Source organism: Paraburkholderia sp. BR10954 (genome assembly GCF_040965775.1).
Taxonomy (GTDB): Bacteria; Pseudomonadota; Gammaproteobacteria; order Burkholderiales; family Burkholderiaceae; genus Paraburkholderia; species Paraburkholderia youngii.
The window spans coordinates 97,363-119,606 of the sequence record NZ_JBFRCK010000022.1 but is presented as its reverse complement, the minus strand read 5'-3'; the positions used below and the strand labels follow the sequence as shown (position 1 = coordinate 119,606).

The 22,244-nt window shown below is 65.2% G+C and carries 19 protein-coding genes; 8 read left to right on the top strand and 11 right to left on the bottom strand.

The features are described from left to right. Positions 1-36: 36 nt before the first annotated feature. From efeB to AB4Y34_RS26735, 3 genes are all read right to left on the bottom strand, one after another. Complete coding sequence (gene efeB, locus AB4Y34_RS26745; protein WP_368717716.1) at positions 37-1,341, bottom strand: iron uptake transporter deferrochelatase/peroxidase subunit; 1,305 nt, start codon at positions 1,339-1,341, stop codon at positions 37-39. A gap of 37 nt (positions 1,342-1,378) precedes the next feature. After that, positions 1,379-2,473 (bottom strand): hypothetical protein, encoded by a 1,095-nt coding sequence (locus AB4Y34_RS26740; protein WP_176382841.1) that lies wholly within the window; start codon positions 2,471-2,473, stop codon positions 1,379-1,381. Positions 2,474-2,654: 181 nt separating this feature from the next. Next, positions 2,655-4,178: a carbohydrate porin gene (locus tag AB4Y34_RS26735; protein ID WP_368717715.1), complete on the bottom strand. Its 1,524-nt coding sequence runs from the start codon at positions 4,176-4,178 to the stop codon at positions 2,655-2,657. 280 nt (positions 4,179-4,458) lie between these two features. Here AB4Y34_RS26735 and AB4Y34_RS26730 point away from each other — a divergent pair, with 280 nt between their 5' ends. The 4 genes from AB4Y34_RS26730 (at position 4,459) to hutC (AB4Y34_RS26715) (ending at position 7,655) form a co-directional block, all read left to right on the top strand. Beyond that, complete coding sequence (locus AB4Y34_RS26730) at positions 4,459-5,136, top strand: hypothetical protein (protein ID WP_368598633.1); 678 nt, start codon at positions 4,459-4,461, stop codon at positions 5,134-5,136. 86 nt (positions 5,137-5,222) lie between these two features. Continuing rightward, complete coding sequence (locus AB4Y34_RS26725; RefSeq protein ID WP_368717714.1) at positions 5,223-6,059, top strand: arylamine N-acetyltransferase; 837 nt, start codon at positions 5,223-5,225, stop codon at positions 6,057-6,059. A 23-nt stretch (positions 6,060-6,082) separates the two neighbouring features. Then, on the top strand, positions 6,083-6,763 hold the full coding sequence (locus AB4Y34_RS26720) for an isoprenylcysteine carboxylmethyltransferase family protein (RefSeq protein ID WP_368717713.1): 681 nt from the start codon (positions 6,083-6,085) through the stop codon (positions 6,761-6,763). 112 nt (positions 6,764-6,875) lie between these two features. Beyond that, on the top strand, positions 6,876-7,655 hold the full coding sequence (gene hutC / locus AB4Y34_RS26715) for a histidine utilization repressor (RefSeq protein WP_176382768.1): 780 nt from the start codon (positions 6,876-6,878) through the stop codon (positions 7,653-7,655). Positions 7,656-7,675: 20 nt separating this feature from the next. On the opposite strand, the gene hutC (AB4Y34_RS26710) is transcribed toward hutC (AB4Y34_RS26715), so the two are convergent. The 5 genes from hutC (AB4Y34_RS26710) to AB4Y34_RS26690 are packed head-to-tail and all read right to left on the bottom strand — an operon-like array spanning position 7,676 to position 11,610. Then, the gene (hutC, locus tag AB4Y34_RS26710) at positions 7,676-8,488 is read right to left on the bottom strand and encodes a histidine utilization repressor (protein WP_176382770.1); all 813 of its coding nucleotides are present in this window, start codon (positions 8,486-8,488) and stop codon (positions 7,676-7,678) included. After that, positions 8,485-9,372: an amino acid ABC transporter ATP-binding protein gene (locus AB4Y34_RS26705; protein ID WP_368717712.1), complete on the bottom strand. Its 888-nt coding sequence runs from the start codon at positions 9,370-9,372 to the stop codon at positions 8,485-8,487. The genes hutC (AB4Y34_RS26710) and AB4Y34_RS26705 overlap by 4 nt, the downstream gene beginning before the upstream one ends. A gap of 13 nt (positions 9,373-9,385) precedes the next feature. Further along, complete coding sequence (locus AB4Y34_RS26700; protein ID WP_368585298.1) at positions 9,386-10,048, bottom strand: amino acid ABC transporter permease; 663 nt, start codon at positions 10,046-10,048, stop codon at positions 9,386-9,388. 28 nt (positions 10,049-10,076) lie between these two features. After that, positions 10,077-10,727, bottom strand: a complete 651-nt coding sequence (locus tag AB4Y34_RS26695; protein WP_176105687.1) for an amino acid ABC transporter permease — start codon at positions 10,725-10,727, stop codon at positions 10,077-10,079. A 55-nt stretch (positions 10,728-10,782) separates the two neighbouring features. Continuing rightward, positions 10,783-11,610 (bottom strand): transporter substrate-binding domain-containing protein, encoded by an 828-nt coding sequence (locus AB4Y34_RS26690; RefSeq protein WP_368717711.1) that lies wholly within the window; start codon positions 11,608-11,610, stop codon positions 10,783-10,785. Positions 11,611-11,848: 238 nt separating this feature from the next. Here AB4Y34_RS26690 and AB4Y34_RS26685 point away from each other — a divergent pair, with 238 nt between their 5' ends. Together AB4Y34_RS26685 and AB4Y34_RS26680 are read left to right on the top strand one after the other, a co-directional pair. Continuing rightward, entirely contained in the window at positions 11,849-12,823 is a 975-nt protein-coding gene (locus AB4Y34_RS26685) for an isopenicillin N synthase family dioxygenase (RefSeq protein WP_368717710.1), read from the top strand. An 11-nt stretch (positions 12,824-12,834) separates the two neighbouring features. Beyond that, positions 12,835-14,271, top strand: a complete 1,437-nt coding sequence (locus AB4Y34_RS26680) for an FAD-binding oxidoreductase (protein ID WP_368717709.1) — start codon at positions 12,835-12,837, stop codon at positions 14,269-14,271. A gap of 191 nt (positions 14,272-14,462) precedes the next feature. Here AB4Y34_RS26680 and AB4Y34_RS26675 read toward each other — a convergent pair whose 3' ends face one another. Together AB4Y34_RS26675 and AB4Y34_RS26670 are read right to left on the bottom strand one after the other, a co-directional pair. Then, the gene (locus tag AB4Y34_RS26675) at positions 14,463-17,879 is read right to left on the bottom strand and encodes an alpha/beta fold hydrolase (protein ID WP_368717708.1); all 3,417 of its coding nucleotides are present in this window, start codon (positions 17,877-17,879) and stop codon (positions 14,463-14,465) included. Between the two features lie 268 nt (positions 17,880-18,147). Beyond that, entirely contained in the window at positions 18,148-18,939 is a 792-nt protein-coding gene (locus AB4Y34_RS26670) for a hypothetical protein (RefSeq protein ID WP_176382783.1), read from the bottom strand. Here AB4Y34_RS26670 and AB4Y34_RS26665 point away from each other — a divergent pair. Together AB4Y34_RS26665 and AB4Y34_RS26660 are read left to right on the top strand one after the other, a co-directional pair. Continuing rightward, positions 18,938-19,096, top strand: coding sequence for a hypothetical protein (locus AB4Y34_RS26665; RefSeq protein WP_176105693.1), 159 nt, complete (start codon positions 18,938-18,940; stop codon positions 19,094-19,096). The two genes, AB4Y34_RS26670 and AB4Y34_RS26665, sit on opposite strands and share 2 nt — an antisense overlap. Before the next feature lie 239 nt (positions 19,097-19,335). Then, positions 19,336-21,231 carry a hybrid sensor histidine kinase/response regulator gene (locus AB4Y34_RS26660; RefSeq protein ID WP_176382785.1) on the top strand — a complete coding sequence of 632 codons (1,896 nt, stop codon included), beginning with the start codon at positions 19,336-19,338 and terminating at the stop codon, positions 21,229-21,231. A gap of 38 nt (positions 21,232-21,269) precedes the next feature. Here AB4Y34_RS26660 and AB4Y34_RS26655 read toward each other — a convergent pair whose 3' ends face one another. Further along, positions 21,270-22,013: a response regulator transcription factor gene (locus AB4Y34_RS26655; RefSeq protein WP_176123157.1), complete on the bottom strand. Its 744-nt coding sequence runs from the start codon at positions 22,011-22,013 to the stop codon at positions 21,270-21,272. Between the last annotated feature and the right edge of the window lie 231 nt (positions 22,014-22,244).

Genomic DNA, 22,244 nt, shown 5'->3' with positions numbered 1-22,244 from the left:
GAGGCGCTGCGCGCCCGGCGTGCTTCATGTGCTTCATCACGCTTCGAACAGCCCCGCGCCGACATACGAACCCTGCTTCGCCCCGGGCGGCACGACGAAGATCGCGCTGCCCACGTGGGTCGTGAACTGGTTCATCATGTCGAACTTCGCGAGACGGTCGTTGATCGGGATGAAGCCGGTGCGCGGGTCGCTCTGATGCGCAATGAAAATCAGCCCCGCGTCGTACTCGGTTTCCTGACGCCACGGCGGCCAGCGCTCGATATAGAAGTTCGTGCCTTCGTTGTACGAATACGAGCGCCGCAGAATCTGCGCGCCGTTGTTGCTCGCCTGATTCGACAGACGCACGTGCGAGTTCTCCGGGATCACCGGATCGCCGTCCTTGTCCTCGGCTTTCAGGTCCACCGCGTCGAACTCGTTCTTGCTGCCGATCGGCGCGCCGCTGTACTTGTGGCGGCCGAACACCTGTTCCTGGAAGCCGAGCTCGGTGTTGTCCCAGTGTTCGAGCGTGATGCGGATGCGGCGCACGACCGTGTAGGTGCCGCCTTCCATCCACGGCGCGTCGTTGGTGGCGCGGGCCCACACGAACTGGTTCATCAGCTCGGGTTTCGCGGTCGACGGATTGTTGGTGCCGTCCTTGAAGCCCATCAGATTGCGCGGCGTCTGGCCGCGCGGACCGGACAGGAAACCGGCCTGGCCCCAGCGCATCGCTGCGACGCCGTAGGCCCGGCGCGACAATTGGCGCACCGCGTGAAACGCGACCTGCGCGTCGTTCGCGCATGCCTGGATGAACAGGTCGCCGCCGGTCTTCTCCTTGATCAACTGATCGCCGTTGAAGCGCGGCAGATCGACGAGCGCGGCGGGGCGGCGCGACGCGAGCCCATAGCGGTCCTTGCCGTCCTTCGTGAAGAGGCCGGGGCCGAAGCCGAACGTGATGGTCAGACCGTTCGGGCCGAGGCCGAGCACGTCGCCGGAATCGGGGGCGGGCTGGTCGTCGCCGGCGGGCATCGCGAAGGCCGTGCCGCCTTGCGTCAGGCGCGCGGCTGCTTCGGTCCATGTGCATAGCAGTGCGATCACGTCGTCGCGCTTGTCGGTGCTCAGATCGAGCGCGGCGACGTAGGTGTGGCTCTGCTGCGGCGTGACGATGCCGCCTTGATGCGGACCGTAGAACGGCTCGACCGCGAGCTGCGGATCGGCGTTCCGCGCGCTATGCGCGGGCGCCGTCGCGAGCGCGTTCGGCGAGCTCGCGAGGCCGGCGCCCAGCGATGCACCGGCGGCGACCGCCGCGCCACCCGCTTTGAGAAAGCCGCGTCGTGACGGCCGTGGGGGTTGATCGTTTGTCATGGTCACTTCACCTTCCTGCAGCCTGCGTGGGTGCCGCTTACTTCGCGAGCACCAGCGTGTTCACGTCGTCTTCGACGTAGTAGAAACCGTCGCCTTCGGGCGTCATCGCGATACCGAACAGGTCGCCGTTGCCGGGGGGCGATTGCGCCTTGTCGGTATCGATCCAGCGTGCGTATAGCTGCTTGCCGGTCGCCGGGTCGATTTCGACGACCTGGCCGTTCAGCGCGTTGGTCACGAGCAGGTGGCCGTTGGGCGCGGTGGCCATCGCGAGCGGACGATGCAGCAGGCCGTCGGCGCTCAGCTGGCGGCCGACGCCCGCGCTGGTGTCGCGCGTGAGCGGATCGTCGATCTCGGTGATGCGGTTGCCGATTGCGTCGGACACGTACAGCAGTTTCTGATCGGCCGACAGCGCGAGCCCGGTCGGCCCGACGAGGAACACGCCCTTGTCGGCCTGCGCGCCGAAGCCGCTGCCGATCACGGTTTCCTTCTTCACGACGGGCGGCTTGCCTTGCGGTACGTCGAGGTCGATGCGCAGCACGGTGGCCTGCTTGAACACGGGCGGATTGCCTTGCGCGCCGCCGACGCCGAAGCCCGCGTTGCTGACGAACAGCGTCGCGCTCGCGCCGTGATCGACGACCGCCATGTTGCCCCATGGGTCGTTGATGTTCGGCGTCGAGATCGTCGAGGCGATCTTGCCTTGCGGGTCGATCACGATCAGGCAGCCGGCGCCTTTGGTGCCGGTCGTACCGTCGTTGCTCGGCGTGCTGCCGACGATCACCCAGCCTGACTTCAGCATCGTCATCGCGGTCGAGAGGCCGATGCCGCCCGGACATTCCTTCAGATCGCGCGGCACGGTCGCGAACACCGTCATCTGTCTGGTGTCCGGGTGATAGTCGATGATCGTGCTGCCGGTGCCCTGCAGGTTCGTCGAGTTGTTGAAGTTGCCGACCAGCACGTCGCCTTGCATCACGGTGCCCGTGCTGACCGGCGCGACCACGATCGCGTACGGGTTCTGGTCGCCGTTGTCGGGGACGGTGTTGATCAGCGTCGTGTGATGCTTGATCGTTTCAAGGAAGCCTTGCGGCTCGGCCTGCGCGGGCGCAGCCATCGTGAGGGCGACAGCGCCGGCCATCGCGGCGAGTAGGGCGCGCGCGGCGCGCGGCGCAAACTTGCGCGTGACTGGGTTCACGATTGGGCCTCCGTGCGGGCGCACAAAGCGGGAGTGGCGGTGACGGTCGAAAGCATGGAAAGTGCTGGTCCGGTTGCGTGCGGTGGCATGTGCTTGTGTGGATGAAAGCGCGCGGCGGGCGGCATCAGAAGTTGATATTGGTCCGCACGCCGACGACGAACGTATTGCGCAGCGGCTGCGTCGGGTCGTTCGGGTTCTGGCCCGCACCGGCGTTGAACGTGTATTGCGCGTCGGCCTGCACTTGCCACCACGGATTGATCTGGTACTGGTACGTCGCCTCGAGCGTGGTTTCGCTGGTGCGCACGCCGTACGGGCTGCCGTTGAATGCCAGGAAGTCCTCGTCGAGTCCGTTCACGTGACTGCCGACCTTGATGTAGGTCAGCGCGAGGCCGGCGCTGTCGTTGTCACGGCCCTTGAACGGCGCCTTCAGCACGACGCCGAGATTGGCCGCGACTTGCACGAGATTGCGATCGCCCGGCGCGCCCATCACGCGCGCGAACACGCCGAGACTGCGCGGTTCGTCGGGGTCGGGGCGCCACGCCATCTGGTCGGCGACCGCATAGAAGCTGTAGTTGCCGCTGTGATGCGCGGCGATGCCGGTCGACGCAGGATTGGCGAGCGACAGTCCCATGTTGTCGAAACGCTGATCGGCGAATTTGTTGGTGTTGTACCAGACGCCGAGCTTGTAGGTGCCCGGCAGACCGCCGCCGCCGGTGCCGACCATTTCGCCGTCGGACGGCTGGTTGATCGCGTACTGCAGCTCGCCGATCCACAACGCGCCGTTATGCAGGTTGAAGTTCGTGCCGCTCATGTTGTTCGGGTTGTTGCCGAGCGGGTCGCCCGAATACACACCGGCCAGCGCGGTCAACGAAGGGCTGATCTGGCCGCGCACGCGCACACCCAGACCCGCGAGCGGATAGGCGGGACCGCCCGACGGCAGGTCGTACGAGGGCAGCGCGGGCCAGCCGAACATGGTGTTGAGGAACAGCGCCGCATACGTGCTCGTGATGAATTCCTGGTCGAGACTCTGCTGACCGATCTTCACGTCGACGCGTTTGTTGAGGAACGACTGCTGATACCAGAGCTCCCACAGACGCGTCGCGTTGTCGGCCTCGATGCCGCTCGCTGTGTTCAACGTGCCGAGCTTGTTCGCGCTCAGGTTCGAGCCGTGAATCTGCAGCGCGCTGACGTTGAAGAGGCCGCCCGGCAGGCCGAACGCCTTTTGCGTATCCATCTGCAAGGTGGCGGTGGTCAGGCCGTCGTAGTCGGCGCCGCGCGCGAGACCGCCGCGCAGATTGGCCAGCACTTCGCTGGTTTCGGTCAGCGTGAAGGTCATGCCGTACTTGCCGAGCCACGGACGCAGGCCGCCCATGTCGCCGAGCATCTGCTGACGATTCCAGAAACCGGTCCACTGGCTGGTCTGCGTCGCCTGAATGTTCAGGTCGGCTTCGGGCGCTTGCGGGTTCGCATCGGGATTGGCTTCGGCCAGCGCCGCGTGGCCGCTCAACGAGGCCCACGCGAAGGCCGTGCACAGTGCGACGCGCCGCATCGAAGGCAAACGCGTACGATGAATTGCGCCGGTACGTGCCGAAGCGTCGCAAAAGGGACGCGCGTTGGCGCGCAGTCCATTGAGTTGGGCGAACTTCATCGAAATCCTTATTGGTGTTGTTTCGTCCGATGCGGAAGCAGCTGATGGCGAGATCGTACGCAGGCCATTTGCGAGAGTCAACACAAATGAGAACGATTCGCATCAATATTACTGGCATGTAAACCCGGGATTTACGGACTGCTCGTAAAGCGCATGAAGGTGTAATGCTGTAGTAACACAAGCGTAATGAAACAGTATTGATGTGGTCAGACCGAACGCGCGACAGGGTGAGGTGTCGAAGTGCACGAGTAACCCCGAAAGTCAAAGTGAGGAGGTCGAAATGAGCAAGCGCATTCTTCTGGTTTCGTTGCTGGCGAGTGGCGGTCTGTTGTTGGGCGGCGCCGCGCACGCGCAGTTGAATCTGAAGCAGTTCGGTATCGGCGGGGGCGGTGACAGCTCGGCCGGTGCCGGGGCGTCGTCGGGCGGCGTGTCGCAGCTGCTGCAGAGCTATGTTGGCGCGAACCAGCAGGTGCTGAGCGGGCAGTCGAGCCTCGCGTCGGCGATGGGCATGACGAGTGCGGCCGGCCAGGCGCAGCAGGCGGCGGGGCTGCTCAGCGGTGGCACGCCGTCGCTCAGTCAGTTGACGCAGGTCGGCAGCACACAGCAGTCGCTGTCGCAGAAGCTCACCGATGCGTTCGCAAATCATGCAAGTGGCGGCGCGTCGGCGACGCCGGTCAACAAGGAAGCGTTCACCCAGGGGCTGTCGTCGCTCGGCAAGGGAGTGAGCCAGTATTCGAGCTTGCAGTCGGGGCTTGGCAGCCTTGGTCAGATGAGTCCGTCGTCGCTGCTGCAATCGGGCCTCAATCCGCAGACCGCGCAAAGCGCTTCGTATATCGCGCAGTCGGCGCCGGGGCAGTTGCAGTCGCTGATGTCGACGCTGAGCTCGGCCGTGCAGTTCGCGTCGAGCCACGGTATTACGGTGCCGTCGATCGCGACGTCGGCGTTGAAGGGCATGTAGGCGCGTTTCGCTTCGCCTCGCGCGATTGATTCAACGCGAAAGCGCTATGATCGCGTCGAACCCGCTACTCAACTGGAATTCCGCCGATGTCCCACTCCGTCAATCTGGAAAACTACTTCGCCCGCATCGGCTATCAGGGCCCGCGCGCCGCCACGCTCGAAGTGCTCCGGGCGATTCACCTGCTCCATCCCGCCGCGATCCCGTTCGAGAACCTGAACCCGCTGACTCGCCAGCCGGTCAGGCTCGAGCTCGAAGCGATCGAACGCAAGCTCGTGACCCAAAAGCGCGGTGGCTACTGCTTCGAGCAGAACATTCTGTTCGCGAACGTGCTGATGCAACTCGGCTTCAAGGTCACGCCGATGCTTGCGCGCGTCATCTGGGGCCGCGAGCCCGGCACGATCTCGCCGCGTACGCACATGGTGCTGCGTGTCGATATCGACGGCGACGAATGGATCGCCGACGTCGGCTTCGGCGGCGTCACGCTGACCGCGCCGCTGCGCCTGACCGCCGGCCTTGCACAACCGATTCCGCTCGGCACGTTCCGTCTCGCCAACGCGGGGCACGACACCGTCTATCTCGAGGTGCTGGCGCCGGACGAGAGCTGGTCGCGCGTCTATCACGTCGATCTGCGCGCAGTGGAGTGGGTCGACTATGAAATCTCGAACTGGTACACGTCGACGTCGCCCGATTCGAAGTTCGTGAATAACCTGCTGGCGTGCCGCGTGCTACCCGAACTGCGCCTCGCGCTATTCAACGATCAGTTGAACGAGCGCGACGCGCAAGGGCAGATCGTCAGCGAACGGCGCCTCGCGAGTGCCGCCGAACTCGCCGACTGCCTGCGCGAGCGCTTCGGCTTGAACCTGGAGGACATCGATATCGCCGACGTGTTCGAGCGCGTGCGCACGCGTGATGCGTCCGCATAACACCAGCCCATGAGGGAGTCGCGATGGTCGCACGTCTGATCCTGCAATCGCTGGCCTGGCTGGCGTTCATGGGCGTGCTGCTGTTCGGCGCGGCCGGCACGCTCGCGTGGACGGCCGCGTGGTGGTATCTGCTGGAGCTGGTGGTGTTGAGCCTGTGGGTCGGCTTGTGGCTCGCGCGTCATGATCCCGCGCTGCTCGCGGAGCGGCTCGCGCCGTTCGTGCAGGCGCAGCAGAGCCGTTGGGATCGTGTGTTCATGGTCGCGATTGGAGCCGCGTGGTGCGGCTGGCTGGTCCTGATGGGCTTCGACGCGATGCGGTTTCGCTGGTCCGGGCCGCTGCCGTTGTGGCTGATGGGCTTCGGCGCGCTATGCGTGTTCCTGTGCATCTTCATGTGCCGCTTCGTGTTTCGCGCGAACAGCTACGCCGCGCCGGTGGTCAAGGTTCAGGCGAGCCGCGGGCACAAGGTCGCCGACACCGGGCCTTACGCGTACGTCCGTCATCCGATGTACGCGGCCGCGCTGGTGTTCTTCGTCGGCACGCCCTTGATGCTCGGCTCGTGGTGGGGGCTCGTGGCGCTGCCCGTGATGGCGTACGGCATGGGCTGGCGCGCGGTGCGCGAGGAGCGGCTGCTAGCCGAGCAACTCGACGGCTACACGGCGTACATGGAACGTGTGCGTTACCGTTTCGTGCCGTTTATCTGGTAGCGCGTCCAGGTGGTCTCGCCGCCGTCGAAGCGGGTAAGATGGCTCCCGGCCGCCGGAGAACCGGCCACGGTGTACCTGATGTAACACCGGCGAATCACCGATGAGGTTTGGAGTGAAAACAACTACACAGGCGCGCATCGCGCCCGCCGCACAGGCCGAGCAGAACCAGGACGGCGCCGATCGCAACCGTGACACGCCGGTCAAGGCGATGCCCGCCTACGAGCAGATCAAACGCTACGTGCTCAAGCGCATTAGCGAAGGCGCATGGAAGCCGGGCGGACTGATTCCTTCCGAAACGGAGCTGGTCAAGGAGTTCGGCGTCGCGCGCATGACGGTGTCGCGCGCGCTGCGCGAGCTGACCGCCGAGCGCGTGCTCACGCGCGTGCAAGGCTCGGGCACCTTCGTCGCGCCGCAGCGATATGAATCGACGGTGCTGGAGATCCGCAATATCGCCGATGAAATCGCCGCGCGCGGTCATCGTCATTCGGCGCGCGTGCTGACGCTCGAACCGAGCGACGACGCCGATGCGCTCGAAGCGCTCGGTCTCGCGAGCGGTCCCGCGTTTCATTCGTGCATCGTGCACAGCGAGGAGGGCGAGCCGATCCAGTACGAGGACCGCTTCGTCAATCCGAACGTGTTCCCCGAATATCTGCAACAGGATTTCTCGGTCGAAACGCCGAATCACTACATGGTGCGGCTCGCGCCCGTGCAGCGCGCCGAGTTTCGCATCTATGCGCAAAAGCCCGACGCCTATGTGCGGCGTCATCTGATGATGGATATCGGCGAGCCGTGTCTGCTGCTGTGGCGGCGCACGTGGGTCGGCGAAAACGTCGCGACCTCGGTGCGGCTATGGCATCCGGCGTCGCGGTTTCACCTGGCGGGGACCGTGTAAGGCGGTTCAAGAAGCGCGCTTTAGCCCTGGCGCTGCGACGTATTCGGCGAAAAGCGGCAGCCGAGCCGGTAGCGCGAACCCGGATGCACGAAACGCGCGAACGTCACCGCGACGCCGCTCGTCCAAGTGCGGCGCGTCAGCGTCAAGCAAGGTTCCTCGGCGTGAATTTCGAGCAGCTCGGCTTCGGCGGGCGTCGGCAGCGCCGCGTCCACGACGTGTTCGAGATCGTGCATCGGCACGGCCGTCAGTAGATACTCGGACGGCTTCAGCGCCGAAAAATCGTGCTGCAGAAAATCCGGCGCGACGGCCGGATTCACATAGCGATCTTCGAGCTGCACCGGCAGGCCGTTCTCGCGATGCACGCAGACCACATGAAACACCGAAGCGCCCGGCGCCAGCCCCAATGCGTTCGACACCGTGACCGATGCGGTCTCGCGCTGCAACAGCACCATGTCGCAACGATATGCGTGGCCGCGGGAGCGGATCTCGTCGCCGATATGGGCGATCATCAATAGCGTGGATTGCGGCTTGTTCGGTGCGACGAAAGTGCCGACGCCCGATACGCGGGTGACGAGTCCCGCGTCGGCGAGCTCGCGCAGCGCGCGGTTGACCGTCATCCGCGATACGCCGAGCGTCCCGACGAGATCAAGTTCGGAGGGCAGACGATCGCCCGCCTGGCGTTCGCCCGAGTCGATGATCTGGCGAATGTGCTGCTTGACCTGCTCATAGCGCGCGGCGGGCGCCTCATCACTGCCGCGCGCGGTTCTGGCCGCGGCGCGGGCCGCGCTGGCGGAGAATTTGCCGTGAGGCTTGTTGCGAGCGGTGGTGCTCATAGCGGCGGGGTGTCGTCGGGGCCGCGCGTCCAGAACGCATTGCGGTCGAAATAGTTCTGTAGAAACTGCCGCAGACGCGGCTGCGCGGCATCGTGAAACACGTCGCGCGGCTTGCCCTGCACGGCAATGCGGCCTTGGTCGATGAACATGACCTCGTCGGCGACCTGCGCGGCGAAGCCCATTTCGTGCGTGACCACGGCCATCGTCATGCCGTCGCGCGCGAGCTGCTTCATCACCAGCAGCACTTCGCCGACGAGCTCCGGATCGAGCGCCGAAGTCGGTTCATCGAACAGCATGATGTGCGGCTCCATCGCGAGCGCGCGTGCAATCGCGACGCGCTGCTGTTGACCGCCCGACAGCTTCGCCGGATACGCATCGCCCTTGTGCGCGAGGCCGACTGTCTCCAGCATCGCGTTCGCGCGGCGGCGCGCTTCGTCGTTCGACAGGCGCCGCACGCGCAGAAGCGCTTCCATCACGTTGCCGAGCGCGGTCATGTGCGGCCACAGGTTGAACTGCTGGAACACCATGCCGACGTTGCGGCGCACGCGGTTGATTTCACCATGCGACGCGCGCACGCGTTTGCCGTTGCGCTCGGTATAGCCGAGCAGTTCGCCTTCGATGCGCACGTCGCCGTGATCGTAGGTTTCGAGCGCGGCGAGGCAGCGCAGCAGCGTGCTCTTGCCCGAGCCCGACGGCCCGATGATGCAGACCACTTCCGAGCGCGCGATCTCGAGATCGATGCCGCGCAGCACCTCGACATCGCCGAAGCGTTTGCGCAGATCGCGCACTTCGATCAGCGGCGCGGCATTCGATGCGTTCGCCGTTGCGCTGGCGCACGGCGCGGATGATTGCGCGGGGGAGTGCATGTCGGCGATGGCGTTCATAGGGGTCCCGGAATCATGCCATGAAGCGTGCGAGGCGGGCTTCGGCCCACATGCCCGCGCGCGAGGTCAGCTCGACCAGCGCGAGATAGCACACGCACAGCACCAGCAGCGTTTCGACGAAAGCGAAGGTGGCCGAGCCGATACCGGTCAGCACGAAGGTCAGTTCGGGCACCGTGACGATCGACAGCACGGCCGTTTCCTTGCTCAGCACGATGATCAGATTGGTCAGCGCGGGCACGATCAGCACCAGCATCTGCGGCGCCTGGATGCGTACGATCGCCTGCCAGCGTGTGAGCCCGAGACACGACGCCGCTTCGAGATGACCTTTGGGCACCGACTGGAAGCCGGAGCGGAAGGCCTCGGCGAAATACGCACTGCCGTAGAGACCCAGGCCGACGATGCCGGCCGTCATCGGTTCGAGCGTGAGCCCGATCGACGGGCCGCCGTAGTACAGCAGAAACAGCTGCACCAGAAACGGCGTGCCGCGCAACAGTTCGATATAGACGCGCAGCGCGGCGCGCAGCCAGCGTCCGCAGAACAGTTGCAGCACCGCGATCAGGAAGCCGATCACGAGACCGATGGCGACGCCCGCGGCCCAGCTGCCGAGCGTCGTCGCGAGACCGGCGGCGATAGGCTGCAGGTTGTGCGTGATGACGGTCGGATCGAACGTTTGCATGGCGAGGTTGGCTTAAACGTGAGTCGATTCAGGCGTGCTGCAAACGGTGCTCGGCCGCATGCGCGACGAGCGCGAGCGAACCGCAGATCACGAAGTAGATCAGCCCTGCCGCGACATACGCTTCGAGCGGCCGGTAAGTGCTCGCGGCGATGTTCTGCGCGGTGCGCGTCAACTCGGCGACGCCGACCACCGAGATCAGCGAAGAAGCCTTGATCAGCAGCACCATTTCGTTGACGAGCGACGGCAGCGTCAAACGGAATGCTTGCGGCACCAGAATGCGCCGCAGCGTATCGAGCGGGGAGAGCCCGAGCATGCGCGCGGCTTCGAGATGTCCGGGCGGGATGCTTAGAAACCCGCCGCGCAGAATCTCGGCGATATACGAGGCCGAGCACAACGACACCGCGCTGATCGCGGCGACGATCGGCGACACGTTGATACCGGCGAACGGCAACAGGTAGTAGACGAGCAGCAGCTGCACGAGCATCGGCACGCCACGAAAGAAGAACACGTAGGCGCCGCCCGCGAGCCGCGCGGCGCGATGCTGCGACAGCCGCGCGGTGCATACGCCGATGCCGACGAAGAAGCCGATCACGAGCCCCGTCAGCGAAATGCCGACGGTGGCGAGCGCCGCATGCAGCAGCAGCGGCAGGCCCTGAACGAAGACGGTCGTGTTGAACATAGGTCGCGGCCTGTGGAACGGGAAGGGCGACGCGTGTCGCTCCCGCAAAGGACGCTCAGTAGTTCGGCGTGGGCATCGTGGAAGGCATCTCCATCGCGACACCGAACCACTTCTTCTGCAACGCGGCGAGGCGGCCATCCTTCTGCATCTTCACGAGCGCGGCATTGAACGCGTCGGCGAGCGGCTTGCTGTCGGCGTCCTTACGCAATGCGTATGCGAAGTACACCTTCGCGCCGAACGGCGGCTGCACGACCGCGAACATCTCAGGGCGCTGCTTGGCGACATACGCGATGTTGGTCATCGAGTTCGCCACCGCGGCGATGCGGCCTGCCGCGAGGTCCGCGTAAGCCTGATTGTTGTCGACGTACTCGCGGATTTCCGGCGGCTTCGGCAGCGTGGCCGCGTAGCTCTTCAGCTGATCGAGCTGCGCGGAGCCCTTGCCCGCGCCGATCGTTTTGCCCGCGCTATCCGCCGATTGCTTGATCGACGCATCGTTCGCGCGCTTGAGCAGCGCGTCGGTCGCATCGGCGACGGGCAGCGTGTACGTGTAGCGTTCCATGCGCGCCTTCGTGACCGTCAACGGGCCGCCGACCATATCGAACTTGCCCGCTTCGAGACCGGGCAGCACGCTCGGCCACGGCAGATCGATGAAGCGCACCTTGACGCCGATTTCCTTGCCGATCTCCGCGAACAGGTCTTTGTTGAAGCCGGCCTGCTGACCGTTCTCGAGGAAGTCGAACGGTGCGAACTGCATTTCGGTGCCGACCACCAGTTCGCCGGCTTTCTTCACTTTGGCGAGCTGGTCTTCGGCGTGCGCTGCGACGCTCGCCGCGCACAGCGCCAGCATGACCAGACCACATTTCCAGCCTGCAAGGATACGCATGAGGTTCTCCGGGGGCGAATTGGTGTTGGGTGGCCGGCGTGTCGAAGTCTTCGTTGTGGACCCGCCGCGCCGACGCCGATTGCGGGCCCTGCAGGGCAGTATATACTGCGTTTCCGGCGAAAAATAAATGCTCGCGCGAGTAGAGAAAAGCCCTGATATGGAGGTGCGCGAAGCAACTTGCAGCAGTGCTTTTGGCGGTATATACCACTGCAATACCGATCCTCGAAGGAGCAGCGCGATGCCCGCGACTCGCATTCCGATCATCGATGTCGCCGGCGTGCGCGCGGGCGATCAGCAGGCGCTCCGACGCGTCGCGCAAGAAATTCATGAAGCGTGTACGACGATCGGTTTTTTCTACATCGTCAATCACGGCGTACCGCAGGCGACGATCGATGCCGCCGCGCAAGCCGCGCGCACCTTCTTCGCGTTTCCGGTCGACACCAAACGACGCGCGGCCGTCAATCATCGGCATCGCGGTTTCAATGCGCTGGGCGACGCGACCATGTACCAGGCCAAGCGTCCCGACTACAAGGAGTTCTTCAGCATCGGCCTCGAACTGCCGGAAGACGATCCCGACGTGCTGGCGGGGCAAGCACTGCGCGGGCCGAACAACTGGCCGGAGTTCATGCCCGGGTTGCGACCGGTGTTGTATGACTATTACGAGGCGGTCGGCGCGTGCGGCGCCGATCTGTTGCGCGCGGTCGCGGTGAGCCTCGGCGTCGAAGAAAATTTCTTCGTGCCGCGCTACACGAAGCGCATGCAGCGCACACAAATGGTCTACTACCCGCCGCAGCCGCCGCAATCGGATGAAGATCAGTTTGGCGTCGCGCCGCATACCGACTACGGCTGCATCACCTTGCTGTGGCAGGATCAGGTCGGCGGCCTGCAGGTGCGCGAAATAGCCAACGATACTTGGGTCGAGGCGCCGCCCGTCGAAGGCAGCTTCGTCGTAAACGTCGGCGACCTGCTCGCACGCTGGACCAACGACCGCTTTCGCTCGACGCTGCATCGTGTGATCAATGCATCGGGGCGCGAGCGCTATTCGATCGCGACGTTCTACGATCCGACCTATGGCGCGCTCGTCGATCCCCGTGAGCTGGGCGCGAGCGACGCGCAAAGCAAATATCAGCCGGTCGCCGCGGGGGACTATATCCTCGGCCGCATCAACGATTCGATGGGCTATCGTAAGAAACTCGCCGCTACGGCACGGTAAGGAACTCCTGCATGACAGAGCAGAGCATCACCGAAGACAAGAGAACCCAGATCGCAAGCGCGACCGCGCCGCTCGCGACGACACTCGAGGCGTTGCGCGCCGCGCTCGGCGCCGACGCGGTGCGCGTCGGCGAACAGATCGGCGAACACGCAATGACCGACTGGACGCGCCACGAGCCGACCCGTCCGGCGGCGCTGCTGCTGCCGCACACGACCGACGAGGTGTCGCGCGCACTGGCGATCTGCCACGCCGCGCATCAGCCAGTGGTGCCACAAGGCGGCATGACCGGACTGGCGGGCGGCGCGATCGCGCGCGCCAACGATATCGCGTTGTCGCTGGAACGCTTGAGCGGCGTCGAAGAACTCGACGCGGCGTCGGCCACACTGACCGTGCGTGCCGGCACCACGTTGCAGGCCGCGCAGGAAGCCGCCGAGCAAGCAGGCTTCGAACTCGCGCTCGATCTCGGCGCGCGCGGCTCATGCCAGATCGGCGGCAATCTGGCGACCAACGCGGGCGGCAATCGCGTGATCCAGTCCGGCACCGCGCGCGATCAGGTGCTCGGTCTCGAAGTGGTGCTCGCGAATGGCGACGTGCTCAGTTCGCTCGGCAAGATGGTCAAGAACAACACCGGCTATGACCTGAAGCACTGGTTCATCGGTTCGGAGGGCACGCTCGGCGTGATCACGCGCGCGGTGTTGCGGCTGCATCCGCGACGCGCGGCGCGTCATACGGCGCTCGTCGCGCTGAACGATTACGATGCCGCGGTGAGCCTGCTGCGCCGTCTCGCGACGCGCTTCGGCAATGACATCGGCGCGTTCGAGCTCATGTGGCCGGACTTCTACGATTTCGGCGTGAAGCTGACCGGCGCGCGCTCGCCGTTCGACGTCGCGTATCCGCTCTATGCGTTGATCGAGCACGCGGGCTTCGATGCCGACGACGCTGGCGAACGCTTCGCGCAAGCGCTAAGCGATGCGCTACAGGCGAGCGCGCTGCGCGACGCGGTGATCGCGCAGTCGGTTGCCGATGCGCGCGCGCTATGGGCGATCCGCGAGTGCACCGCGGAGTTTCCGCTCAAGCTCGACCCGATCAACTTCGACGTGAGTCTGCCGATCGGCGAGATCGGCAGGTTCGTCGACCGTTGCCGCGCGGCGCTCGATCAGCGCTGGCCCGGCAACGAAGCGTATTTCTTCGGGCATATCGGTGATTCGAATCTGCATCTGACCGTTGATGGCCATTCGATTCCGGGCGTCGATCATCACTCGGTCTATGCGTTTGTCTACGAGATGCTGGGGCCGCTGCGCGGGTCGGTGTCGGCCGAGCATGGCATCGGGTCACTGAAGCGCGAGTTCCTGCCGATTTCGCGCTCGCCGGCCGAGCTTGCCGCGATGGTCGCGATCAAGCATGCGCTCGATCCGCACGGCATCCTGAATCCGGGCAAGCTGTTCTGATACTGATGGAGGCGGCGCGTGCGCCGCCTGATCGCTCAGTGCGCGGCGACCGGATCGAGCCCGGTTGCACGAACCGTTTCCTGTGCGGCCGGCGACGCCGAGCCGCTTGAACATCGCGCTGAATATAGACGCCGCTTGCGCTGTCCGAGTAGGCGATCGACTTCGCACGGTGCATCGGCGATGCGGCGCCGTCAGTGCGCGTTCAGATAGTTGACGATCAGCGGATAAACATCGACCGCCGCGTTCTTGCCGAAGATGCAGTCGATATGTCCATAGCCCGGAACCAGATGCCGCTCGTACGGCTGCTCGGGGAAGCGCTCGCGCAGCAGGTCGTAAGTGCGTTCGGTGCTGACCGGCAGATAGGTTTCGTTCTTCTCGCCGTGAATGAAGCCGATCGGCAGACGCATGCCCTCGAGTCCTTTCATGCCGTTTGCACCGCTCAGATACACGTCGTCGCCGCGCGCATCGACGACATGGCCCGCGCGGACCATCGTGGCCAGATGCTGGAACACACCCATGTCGTGAATGCCGAACAGTTCCTGCAGGTTCGCATGCAGCGTCTCGTTAAGCTTGTCGTGCTCATAGAGCAGGCCATACAGGAACGTCGCGCGATGACAGATCGCATTGCCGCAGCCCTCGTCGTGATCGACCGGATAGAGACGCAGCGCTTCGTCGAACAGGTTCTCGGGCCACGAATCTTCCTGCGTATAGGCAGTGAGGTCGCGGATGCGCAGATGCTGCATCAGGTCGGGAATATGCAAGCCGGCCTTGATCCGTTGCAGCGTGCCCGGCACCGGATGTGCGGACACCTGCGAAATCACCGCCGAGCGCACGCCCTCGAGTCCGTATAGCAGCGACATGCTGAGCGCGAGGCCGCCCAGGCAGTGGCCGAGTACCTGGATGTTCGGCGCGCCGGTCACCTCGCGAATCGTCGCGACCGCGGCGGGAATGTCCTCGCGCGCGACCATGTCGACGTTGGCCGGCACGAGCACGCTCGGCAGTTCGATGCTGACGCGCAGATCGACGAGCCATACGTCGTAGCCCGACGCGTATAGATATTCGACGAGGTTGGTCGATATCAGATCGGTCGAGAAAATGCGGCTCGAGACGCCCGAGCCGTGGATCAGCAGGATCGGCTTCGACTCTTTGTCCCCGGTGGGATCGAAGTAGCGCGTGAGCTTGAGCCGAGTGCGGTCCGGTGTATCGAAGTAGGTGATCTGCGGCGCCGGCGCGCGCAGCGTGCGCTTGGCGCGCGGCGGCGTGTAGGGATCGTAGAACTGCAGCGGCGCGGCGACGCCGCCGTATTCGGTGAACAGCACGCCCGCGAAGAATTTGCCGAACTTCAGCGTCCATTCGAGGCGCGTCTTCAGGTCGGGCGCGTGCGTGACTTCGAGCGTGCGCTGCTGCTTGAGGAAGTTTTCCGGCGTGATGACGAGCGTGGCGGTGCCCACGACGGGCGCATCGTCCTGATTCGACGCGCGTATCTCCGCATACAGCGTGTTGGTTTGCTCCCACAGGTTGATCGGCGACGTGCGCGTGATGATCTTCCTGCCGGTCAGATACCAGGTGTTGCCTTCGGCCGCGTCGAGCGTCATCCGGTAGTTCATGTTGCGCTCGTCGACGTCGGACTCATCGACGACGAACAGGTTGAACGTGCCGTCGCTGATCGTCAGCGGTTGTGCGGAGAGGGCGCCGCAGGTCAGCGTGCCGGCGGTGCGCGCGAGGTGATTCGGGTTGCTCAGCATGTCGGCGAGATCGTCGGACTCGACCGTCAGCGTGAATTCGATCGGGCTCTTTGCAGCTTCGCCCGCCACCTCGGGCGTGTAGGTGCCGACCATCGTCTCGGTGAAGCGCAGGCCGATCTTCTGCGCGGGCGGCGCGGCGGCGGGGCCCTTCGACGCGTAATCGATCGACCAGTCGTGCGCTTTGGCCAGCAGCGCGCAGTTGCGTTCGGCGAGCGCGGAGATGGTCAGGAGCGGATTGACGCCGAGCGACATCGGCATCACCGCGCCATCCATCACGTACAGATCGTCGTGCACCGCGGCGCCGTCCGTGGCGCTGAACACGCGGCCCAGATGATCGACCACGCCATGCGCGGCGTCCTCCGCCATGCCGCAGCCGCCGAGCGGATGCACGGTCACGGTGCGCCGGCCGGCGATCTTCGTCGAAATCGGGTTGCGCAGATATTTGCCGCCGAGTGGCTTGCTGGCCTCGATCAGCACGTCCTCGACGGTCTGCAAGATCGGCTGGCGTCCGGCGTTTTTCCATTCGATGCGCGCACGGCCTTTGTCACCGATCTTGATGCGGCCGCTTTCGTCATCGTGCGCCATCACGAGGTAGCTTTGCGTGTGATTGAGCGCACCGTGGTACGGGCCGCGGATCAGGCTCTCGATCGCGCGCGCGTCGTAGGCCGCGCGTTCGAGCAGCGACGGGGCGCCGGCCGCATCCACGCCTTCGAGCGGCGCGACCGCGCCGAGCATGCCGACGAGCGCTTCGCCGACCGGCCCGGCCAGCGAGCCTTCCTCGATCACATAGCCATCCCTGACGTTTTTCTCGGCGGCGCGATTGTCGATCAGGCCGGTGATGGTCGGCCCGACCGGAGGAATCTGCCCTGGCTTGTGCTCGCCCCAGCCGACGCCGTTGATCGGGTCCTTCGTGTTGTATGCGAAGGCGAGCACGTCGCCGTTGCCGGTGAAGTGCTGGCCGAGCATCTCCGACGTGCTCAAGCCGGCGGCGCGCGAGCGCAGCAGCAGCGCGGTCGAGCCGATCGTGCCCGCCGCGACGATGACGATATCGGCCAGCACGAACAGATCGGGCGCGTCGTAGCTTTCGCGGCCGAGCTTCACGAGCTGGAAGTTGACCTTCCATTTCTGGGTGTCGGGATCGCGCAGCACCGAATGCACGGCCGTGCCGGTGAAAATCTGCGCGCCGTGGGCGACCGCGTCGGGCAGATAGTTCATGTGGGTCGAGTTCTTCGCGTCGTAGTTGCAACCGGAGTTGCAATCGCCGCAACCGACGCAGCGCTGCTGCTCGACGCCCGCCGCGTTCGGGCCGTTCTCGAACGTGACCGTGATCGGCGGACGGCTGAAGCGGTCTGCCATGCCGAGCGCCTGCGCCGATTTTTCGAGCGCCTGCAGCTTCGGCAGCGCCGGGAAGTCGTCGGGGACCGGCGACGGCGACAGCATTGTCCGGGCGAGCGCATAGCCGTCGTCGCGTCCGGCTTTGTCGGCGCGCAGCGCGGCGGGCCAGCGCGGGTCGTCCCACAGGCGCGTATCGGCCTCGAGCGCGACGTTCGCATTGATCAGCGACGTGCCGCCGAGCCCGCAGCCCACCACCGCGTTGACGTCCTCGTTCACGTGCACTTCGAGCAACGCGAGCGGCGAACCGATCTGCGCCTCGGCCGTGTTGTACTGGATATTCTCGACGCCCTGTACGGGCGTGCGCGGATACTCGCCGGCCATGAATTCGCGGCCGCGCTCGAGCACGCATACGCGACGGCCCGCGCGCGCCATGCGGCTCGCGGCGATCGCGCCGCCGTAGCCCGAGCCAATCACCACCACCTCGTAATGCCGTTGCAGCGCCGTCGGCGCGCTCGATAAGCGGTTCATCAGGACCACCTCGTCTGGAATCGGATGCGGGGAAAGGAAGCGCGGCTTCGGAACAAAGACGGCGTGCTGCGGCAGCTTTTTTATCGTAGGCGGAATATCGCTGCAAAAAAAGCGAATGCAAAAAATGCGCGCCATGAAGAGGCGCGCCGAAGTCGTAGCGTGCGACGTTCAGGGCGGCATGACCGGCCGGCCATTGCCGGGTGTACCCGGCCGTACGGGCATGCGCTCTTACTCCGCTTCTTATGTGGCCTGTTGGTTCTCCGAACTATTACGCGGCCACTTCATTGAATTCGCTATCGCTCGATTCCGCCGCGAGCAGATTCAGCGCAACCAGAATCGCCGCGCGATTGTCGACGTCGATCTCGATGCCGAGCGCGTCGGTGAGCCAGCGGCCGATCTTGGTGTTGGAAAATTCCGCGGCGGCGGCCGTCTTTTTCATCGTGACGCCGAGTTTGACGGCGCGATAGTGATAAGAGGGCACTCGATGCTGCGCCGCCACCGCCGAAAGCCCGCCTTTGCCTTCCGAGCACCAGCCGAGGCTGCCGGCCAGCACGATCCGCTCCGGTTCGTCGAGCCCTTCGATGAACTCGCGCGCCGCGCGCCGCACCTGCTGTTCGTCGAGGCCGTATTGCAGCAGCACGCTTTCCACCGGGTCTTCGAGCGCGTGCGCGTGCAGATCGATTTCCTGCGCGACGCCCTCGGTCTCCATCGACACGTTGCGCTGATGGCACGCGCTGCGCAGGCAGTCGATCAGATAGCGGCGGAAATACGCGCACACTGCGTAGCTGTTGGACGGCGCGCTGTCGGCGCAGGCGTTCGTTTCGGTGTGGCCGGGCGCGAGGCGCAACACCTTCGCGTAGATGAACTGCGCGACCAGTTCTTCCTTGTCCTCGCCGAGCGCCTGCAATTCGAGCGGGTGATAGGTCCGCAACGCGCGCTTGACCAGTTCGACCATCGACACCATTTCGTCCGCGGAGAGCCGGGTGCGTCTGCGCCACAGGTCGGGCAGGATCGCGTCGTCGAGTTGGCGGGCGAACTCGTAGCTCGGGACTGCGCCCATGGAAACCTCCGTCACGGTTGGCAGGGAGCGCGGTGAGCCGCGACGCGTGGGCCGCGAAGCGGGGGAAGTTGCCTGTGATGCCGCGCTGAAACGTGAATGCAGTATGGTTCGCGGCAAGGCCTTCGCCTATATGGAAGAAGTGTTAGCTGATGGGTAAACTCCCGGGTAAACCTTCTGACGGATTGCTGACGATTCGTCTGAAGCGTGCGCATTCGCCGTAGAATAAACCGCGCGGGCGGCGCGTTTGGTCGCCCGGTTCGACCCGCGGCTTTCGCGGAGCACCGCCGCCTGGCCAGTGCTTCGTCTCAACGAAGTTGCGATGCCCCCGCGATCAAACTGCGTGGGATCGGATCAGGCGCTAAAGCGCTAACGCCGATCGACAGAGGAGAGTGCCCCATGCGGGCCGACCCGATCCAGCGTGCCATCGACGAAGACCTCGTGCGCGTGCTCTACGCGCAGGACCCGATCGCGTTCTTTTCCCACTGGTTTTCGATCGCGGTGCTGGTAGCCATCTACTGGCCGCATGTGCCGGCGCCGCCGTTGTTTATCGCGTGCTTCGTTTTTTATGCGCTCGCCAATTGCGCGGGCCTTGCGCTGTGGATCTGCAATCGCCGCTACCCGCAGCTGGCGTCGCCGCGCGACTGGATCTATCTGCACGCGCTGCGTGGCGTGCTTCTTTACAGCGGACCGGGCTTCGCTGTGTGGTTCGCGTTCCAGAGTCCGCAAACCGATCTGCCGCTATTGCATACCGTGCTGCTGGTGACGCTCGCGGCCGGCGTGTTCATGTCGAATGGGTTCGATCTCCTCAATTTTTCGACGTCGATTCCGTTTCTGCTGCTGCCGTCGATCGTGCTGCATTTCGGCTCCCATACGTTCGATCGCACGATTCTCGCGATCGTGCTCGCGTTTTTCTTCTGCGCGATCAACGTCTACGCGATGAGCTATCGCAAGCTGTTTCGCCAGGTCGTGCAGGCGCGTGTCGATCAGCAGTACCTCGCGGAATCGCTGGCCGCGCAAAAGCGCGTCGCCGAGGAAGCGAGCCTCGCGAAGACGCGCTTTTTCGCGGCGGCGAGCCACGATCTGCGCCAGCCGCTGCATGCGATCGGCCTGCTCGCGGCGTCGCTGAACGACCCGGCGGCGACGCCCGCGCAGCACGCGAAGACGGCCGGGCACATCGTCTATAACGTCGAGGCGCTCAATCAGCTGTTCAACCAGGTGCTCGATCTCGCGCGGCTAGAAAGCGGGGTGACCCAGGTGATTCGGTTGCACTTCCGGCTCGCCGAGCTGTTCGAGCGGGTCGGCAGCCAGTATCGTCCGCAGGCCGCGGCGAAGGGGCTCGCGCTGCGCATCGCGCCGACTTCGATGGTCGTCTATGACGATCCCGTGCTGCTCGAGCGCGTGCTCAGCAATCTGCTGTCGAACGCGGTGCGTTATACCGAGCAAGGCGCGATCTGGCTCGGCTTCCGGCGCGCGGGGCGACAAAAGGGCGGCTATATCGAGGTGCGCGATTCGGGCGTCGGCATTGCGCCGGAGGAGCATCAGCGCATTTTCGAGGAGTTTTACCAGGTCGAGAATCCGCAGCGCGACGCGCGTCAGGGGCATGGGCTCGGATTGCCGACCGTCAGGCGGCTGGTCGGCCTGCTCGGCGGCGAGTTGCAGCTGCGCTCGGCGCCGGGGCGCGGCTCGGTGTTTCGCTTTGCGGTGCAGGCGGGCGACGCGAGCGGCATTGTCGCGAGTCTGAACGATTCGGTTGCGGGCGGCCCGGCTTCGCTGGGGCGGCGCGTGCTGTGCATCGACGACGAGCCATCGATACTCGAAGGCCTCGCGAGCCTGCTCGAGCGCTGGGGCTGCGAGGTGCGCGGCGCGCGCGACGAAGCCGGTGCGCTCGCCGCGCTCGCGGACGGCTTCGTGCCCGACGCGGTGCTGTGCGACTACCAGCTCGCCAATCGTCGCACCGGCGCGCAGGCGCTGAGCGCGATGCGCGGCGCGCTCGCGCGCGAGGGGCACGGCAATGTGGTCACGCTGCTGATCACCGGCGATATGGCGTCGGCGGAGCTGGCGGCGCTCGCGTTGCAGGGAATTCCAGTGCTGCACAAGCCGGTGACGCCGGCGCGGTTGCGGCGCACGCTGGAAATGCTGTGGCAGCAGACGGAACTCGACAAGGGGCGGCTGGCGGGCCCAGTAATTTTGGGAGACGGGGCGGCACAGGTCGGTTCAGCGCAGTCGCCCGCGGGGGGCGGCTCGCCGCAAACGGAAGCGGGCTCCGGGGCGCAAAGCGAAACGCAGCCTTAGCAACGGGAATCAGCGACGGTTGGCGCTGCGGCGCAGCGCTACAGCGTTTTCCCCGCCTCCAGCCATCCATTGATTACCGCGATCGCCGTCGAGCGGTTATGCACGCCGAGCGCGCGGAAGATCACCGACAGATGCACCTTCACGGTACCCTCGGCGACGCCGAGATCGCGCGCGATCATCTTGTTGGTCCAGCCGCGATGCACGAGCCGCATGATGTCCTGCTGACGTGGTGACAGATTCTCCAGCAAATGCTGCTGATGCGGCTGCAGCGACGGCATCTGCCTGAGAGGTTCGGTCTGCGCGGCGGCGCTCGGGGGCGGCGCTGCTGCCGATGCATCCGCTTCTGCGCCGGCGCAGCCGGCCGCCTGCGTCTCGCGCGTGCCGAGCAGACTCAGCGCTTCCATCGGCACATAAGCGCCGCCAGACAGCACCAGTTCGATTGCCTTCAGCATCACGCTGGCGGGCTGGCGCTTCGGCACGAAGCCGAGCGCGCCGGCCGCGAGCACCGCGCGCATCTCGTCGGGCGATTCTTCAGCGGACAGCACCACGACCGGCAGCGCCGGATTCGCCTTCAGCAGCGATTCGAGCGACGTCGCGCCGCTCATCCCCGGCATATGCAGATCGACGATCGCCAGATCGTGATTGGCATCGGGGCGCGCGGCGGTCGCAAGGGTTTCCCAGCTGTCGGCTTCGTCGAACTGGGCGTCGGGATCGAAGCCGCGCAGCATGCCTTTGACGCCTTGCCGGATCAGTTCATGGTCGTCGGCTACAAGAAACTTCATGATGTCTCCGCGAGTCGAGCCAGTCCGTTGAGGGCTGCCGCCGATGCGCATTCCGCCGTTGCGGGCTGCGCACTTGCAGCGTAAATAACTGCGGTACTCATGACACACATCATGGCCGGTCTTCCGCGCTTCTTGGTCGATCTGAGGGACCCCGGACGAGCCGATCCGATTGCCGTTCTCTCGTGCTGCGATTCGCATCCGGCATCGTTCCAGCTCGCCAGGGTCCCGCTC

Bases quoted from the DNA above. Each gene is read 5' to 3' on its own strand.
- AB4Y34_RS26705 (WP_368717712.1), bottom strand. From the start codon at position 9,372: ATGAACGCCATCGCCGACATGCACTCCCCCGCGCAATCATCCGCGCCG.
- AB4Y34_RS26720 (WP_368717713.1), top strand. From the start codon at position 6,083: ATGGTCGCACGTCTGATCCTGCAATCGCTGGCCTGGCTGGCGTTCATG.
- AB4Y34_RS26740 (WP_176382841.1), bottom strand. From the start codon at position 2,473: ATGGCCGGCGCTGTCGCCCTCACGATGGCTGCGCCCGCGCAGGCCGAG.
- hutC (WP_176382770.1), bottom strand. From the start codon at position 8,488: ATGAGCACCACCGCTCGCAACAAGCCTCACGGCAAATTCTCCGCCAGC.
- AB4Y34_RS26660 (WP_176382785.1), top strand. From the start codon at position 19,336: ATGCGGGCCGACCCGATCCAGCGTGCCATCGACGAAGACCTCGTGCGC.
- AB4Y34_RS26675 (WP_368717708.1), bottom strand. From the start codon at position 17,879: ATGAACCGCTTATCGAGCGCGCCGACGGCGCTGCAACGGCATTACGAG.
- AB4Y34_RS26690 (WP_368717711.1), bottom strand. From the start codon at position 11,610: ATGCGTATCCTTGCAGGCTGGAAATGTGGTCTGGTCATGCTGGCGCTG.
- AB4Y34_RS26670 (WP_176382783.1), bottom strand. From the start codon at position 18,939: ATGGGCGCAGTCCCGAGCTACGAGTTCGCCCGCCAACTCGACGACGCG.
- AB4Y34_RS26730 (WP_368598633.1), top strand. From the start codon at position 4,459: ATGAGCAAGCGCATTCTTCTGGTTTCGTTGCTGGCGAGTGGCGGTCTG.
- AB4Y34_RS26700 (WP_368585298.1), bottom strand. From the start codon at position 10,048: ATGCAAACGTTCGATCCGACCGTCATCACGCACAACCTGCAGCCTATC.
- AB4Y34_RS26680 (WP_368717709.1), top strand. From the start codon at position 12,835: ATGACAGAGCAGAGCATCACCGAAGACAAGAGAACCCAGATCGCAAGC.
- AB4Y34_RS26665 (WP_176105693.1), top strand. From the start codon at position 18,938: ATGGAAACCTCCGTCACGGTTGGCAGGGAGCGCGGTGAGCCGCGACGC.
- AB4Y34_RS26655 (WP_176123157.1), bottom strand. From the start codon at position 22,013: ATGAAGTTTCTTGTAGCCGACGACCATGAACTGATCCGGCAAGGCGTC.
- AB4Y34_RS26685 (WP_368717710.1), top strand. From the start codon at position 11,849: ATGCCCGCGACTCGCATTCCGATCATCGATGTCGCCGGCGTGCGCGCG.
- AB4Y34_RS26695 (WP_176105687.1), bottom strand. From the start codon at position 10,727: ATGTTCAACACGACCGTCTTCGTTCAGGGCCTGCCGCTGCTGCTGCAT.
- AB4Y34_RS26725 (WP_368717714.1), top strand. From the start codon at position 5,223: ATGTCCCACTCCGTCAATCTGGAAAACTACTTCGCCCGCATCGGCTAT.
- efeB (WP_368717716.1), bottom strand. From the start codon at position 1,341: ATGACAAACGATCAACCCCCACGGCCGTCACGACGCGGCTTTCTCAAA.
- AB4Y34_RS26735 (WP_368717715.1), bottom strand. From the start codon at position 4,178: ATGAAGTTCGCCCAACTCAATGGACTGCGCGCCAACGCGCGTCCCTTT.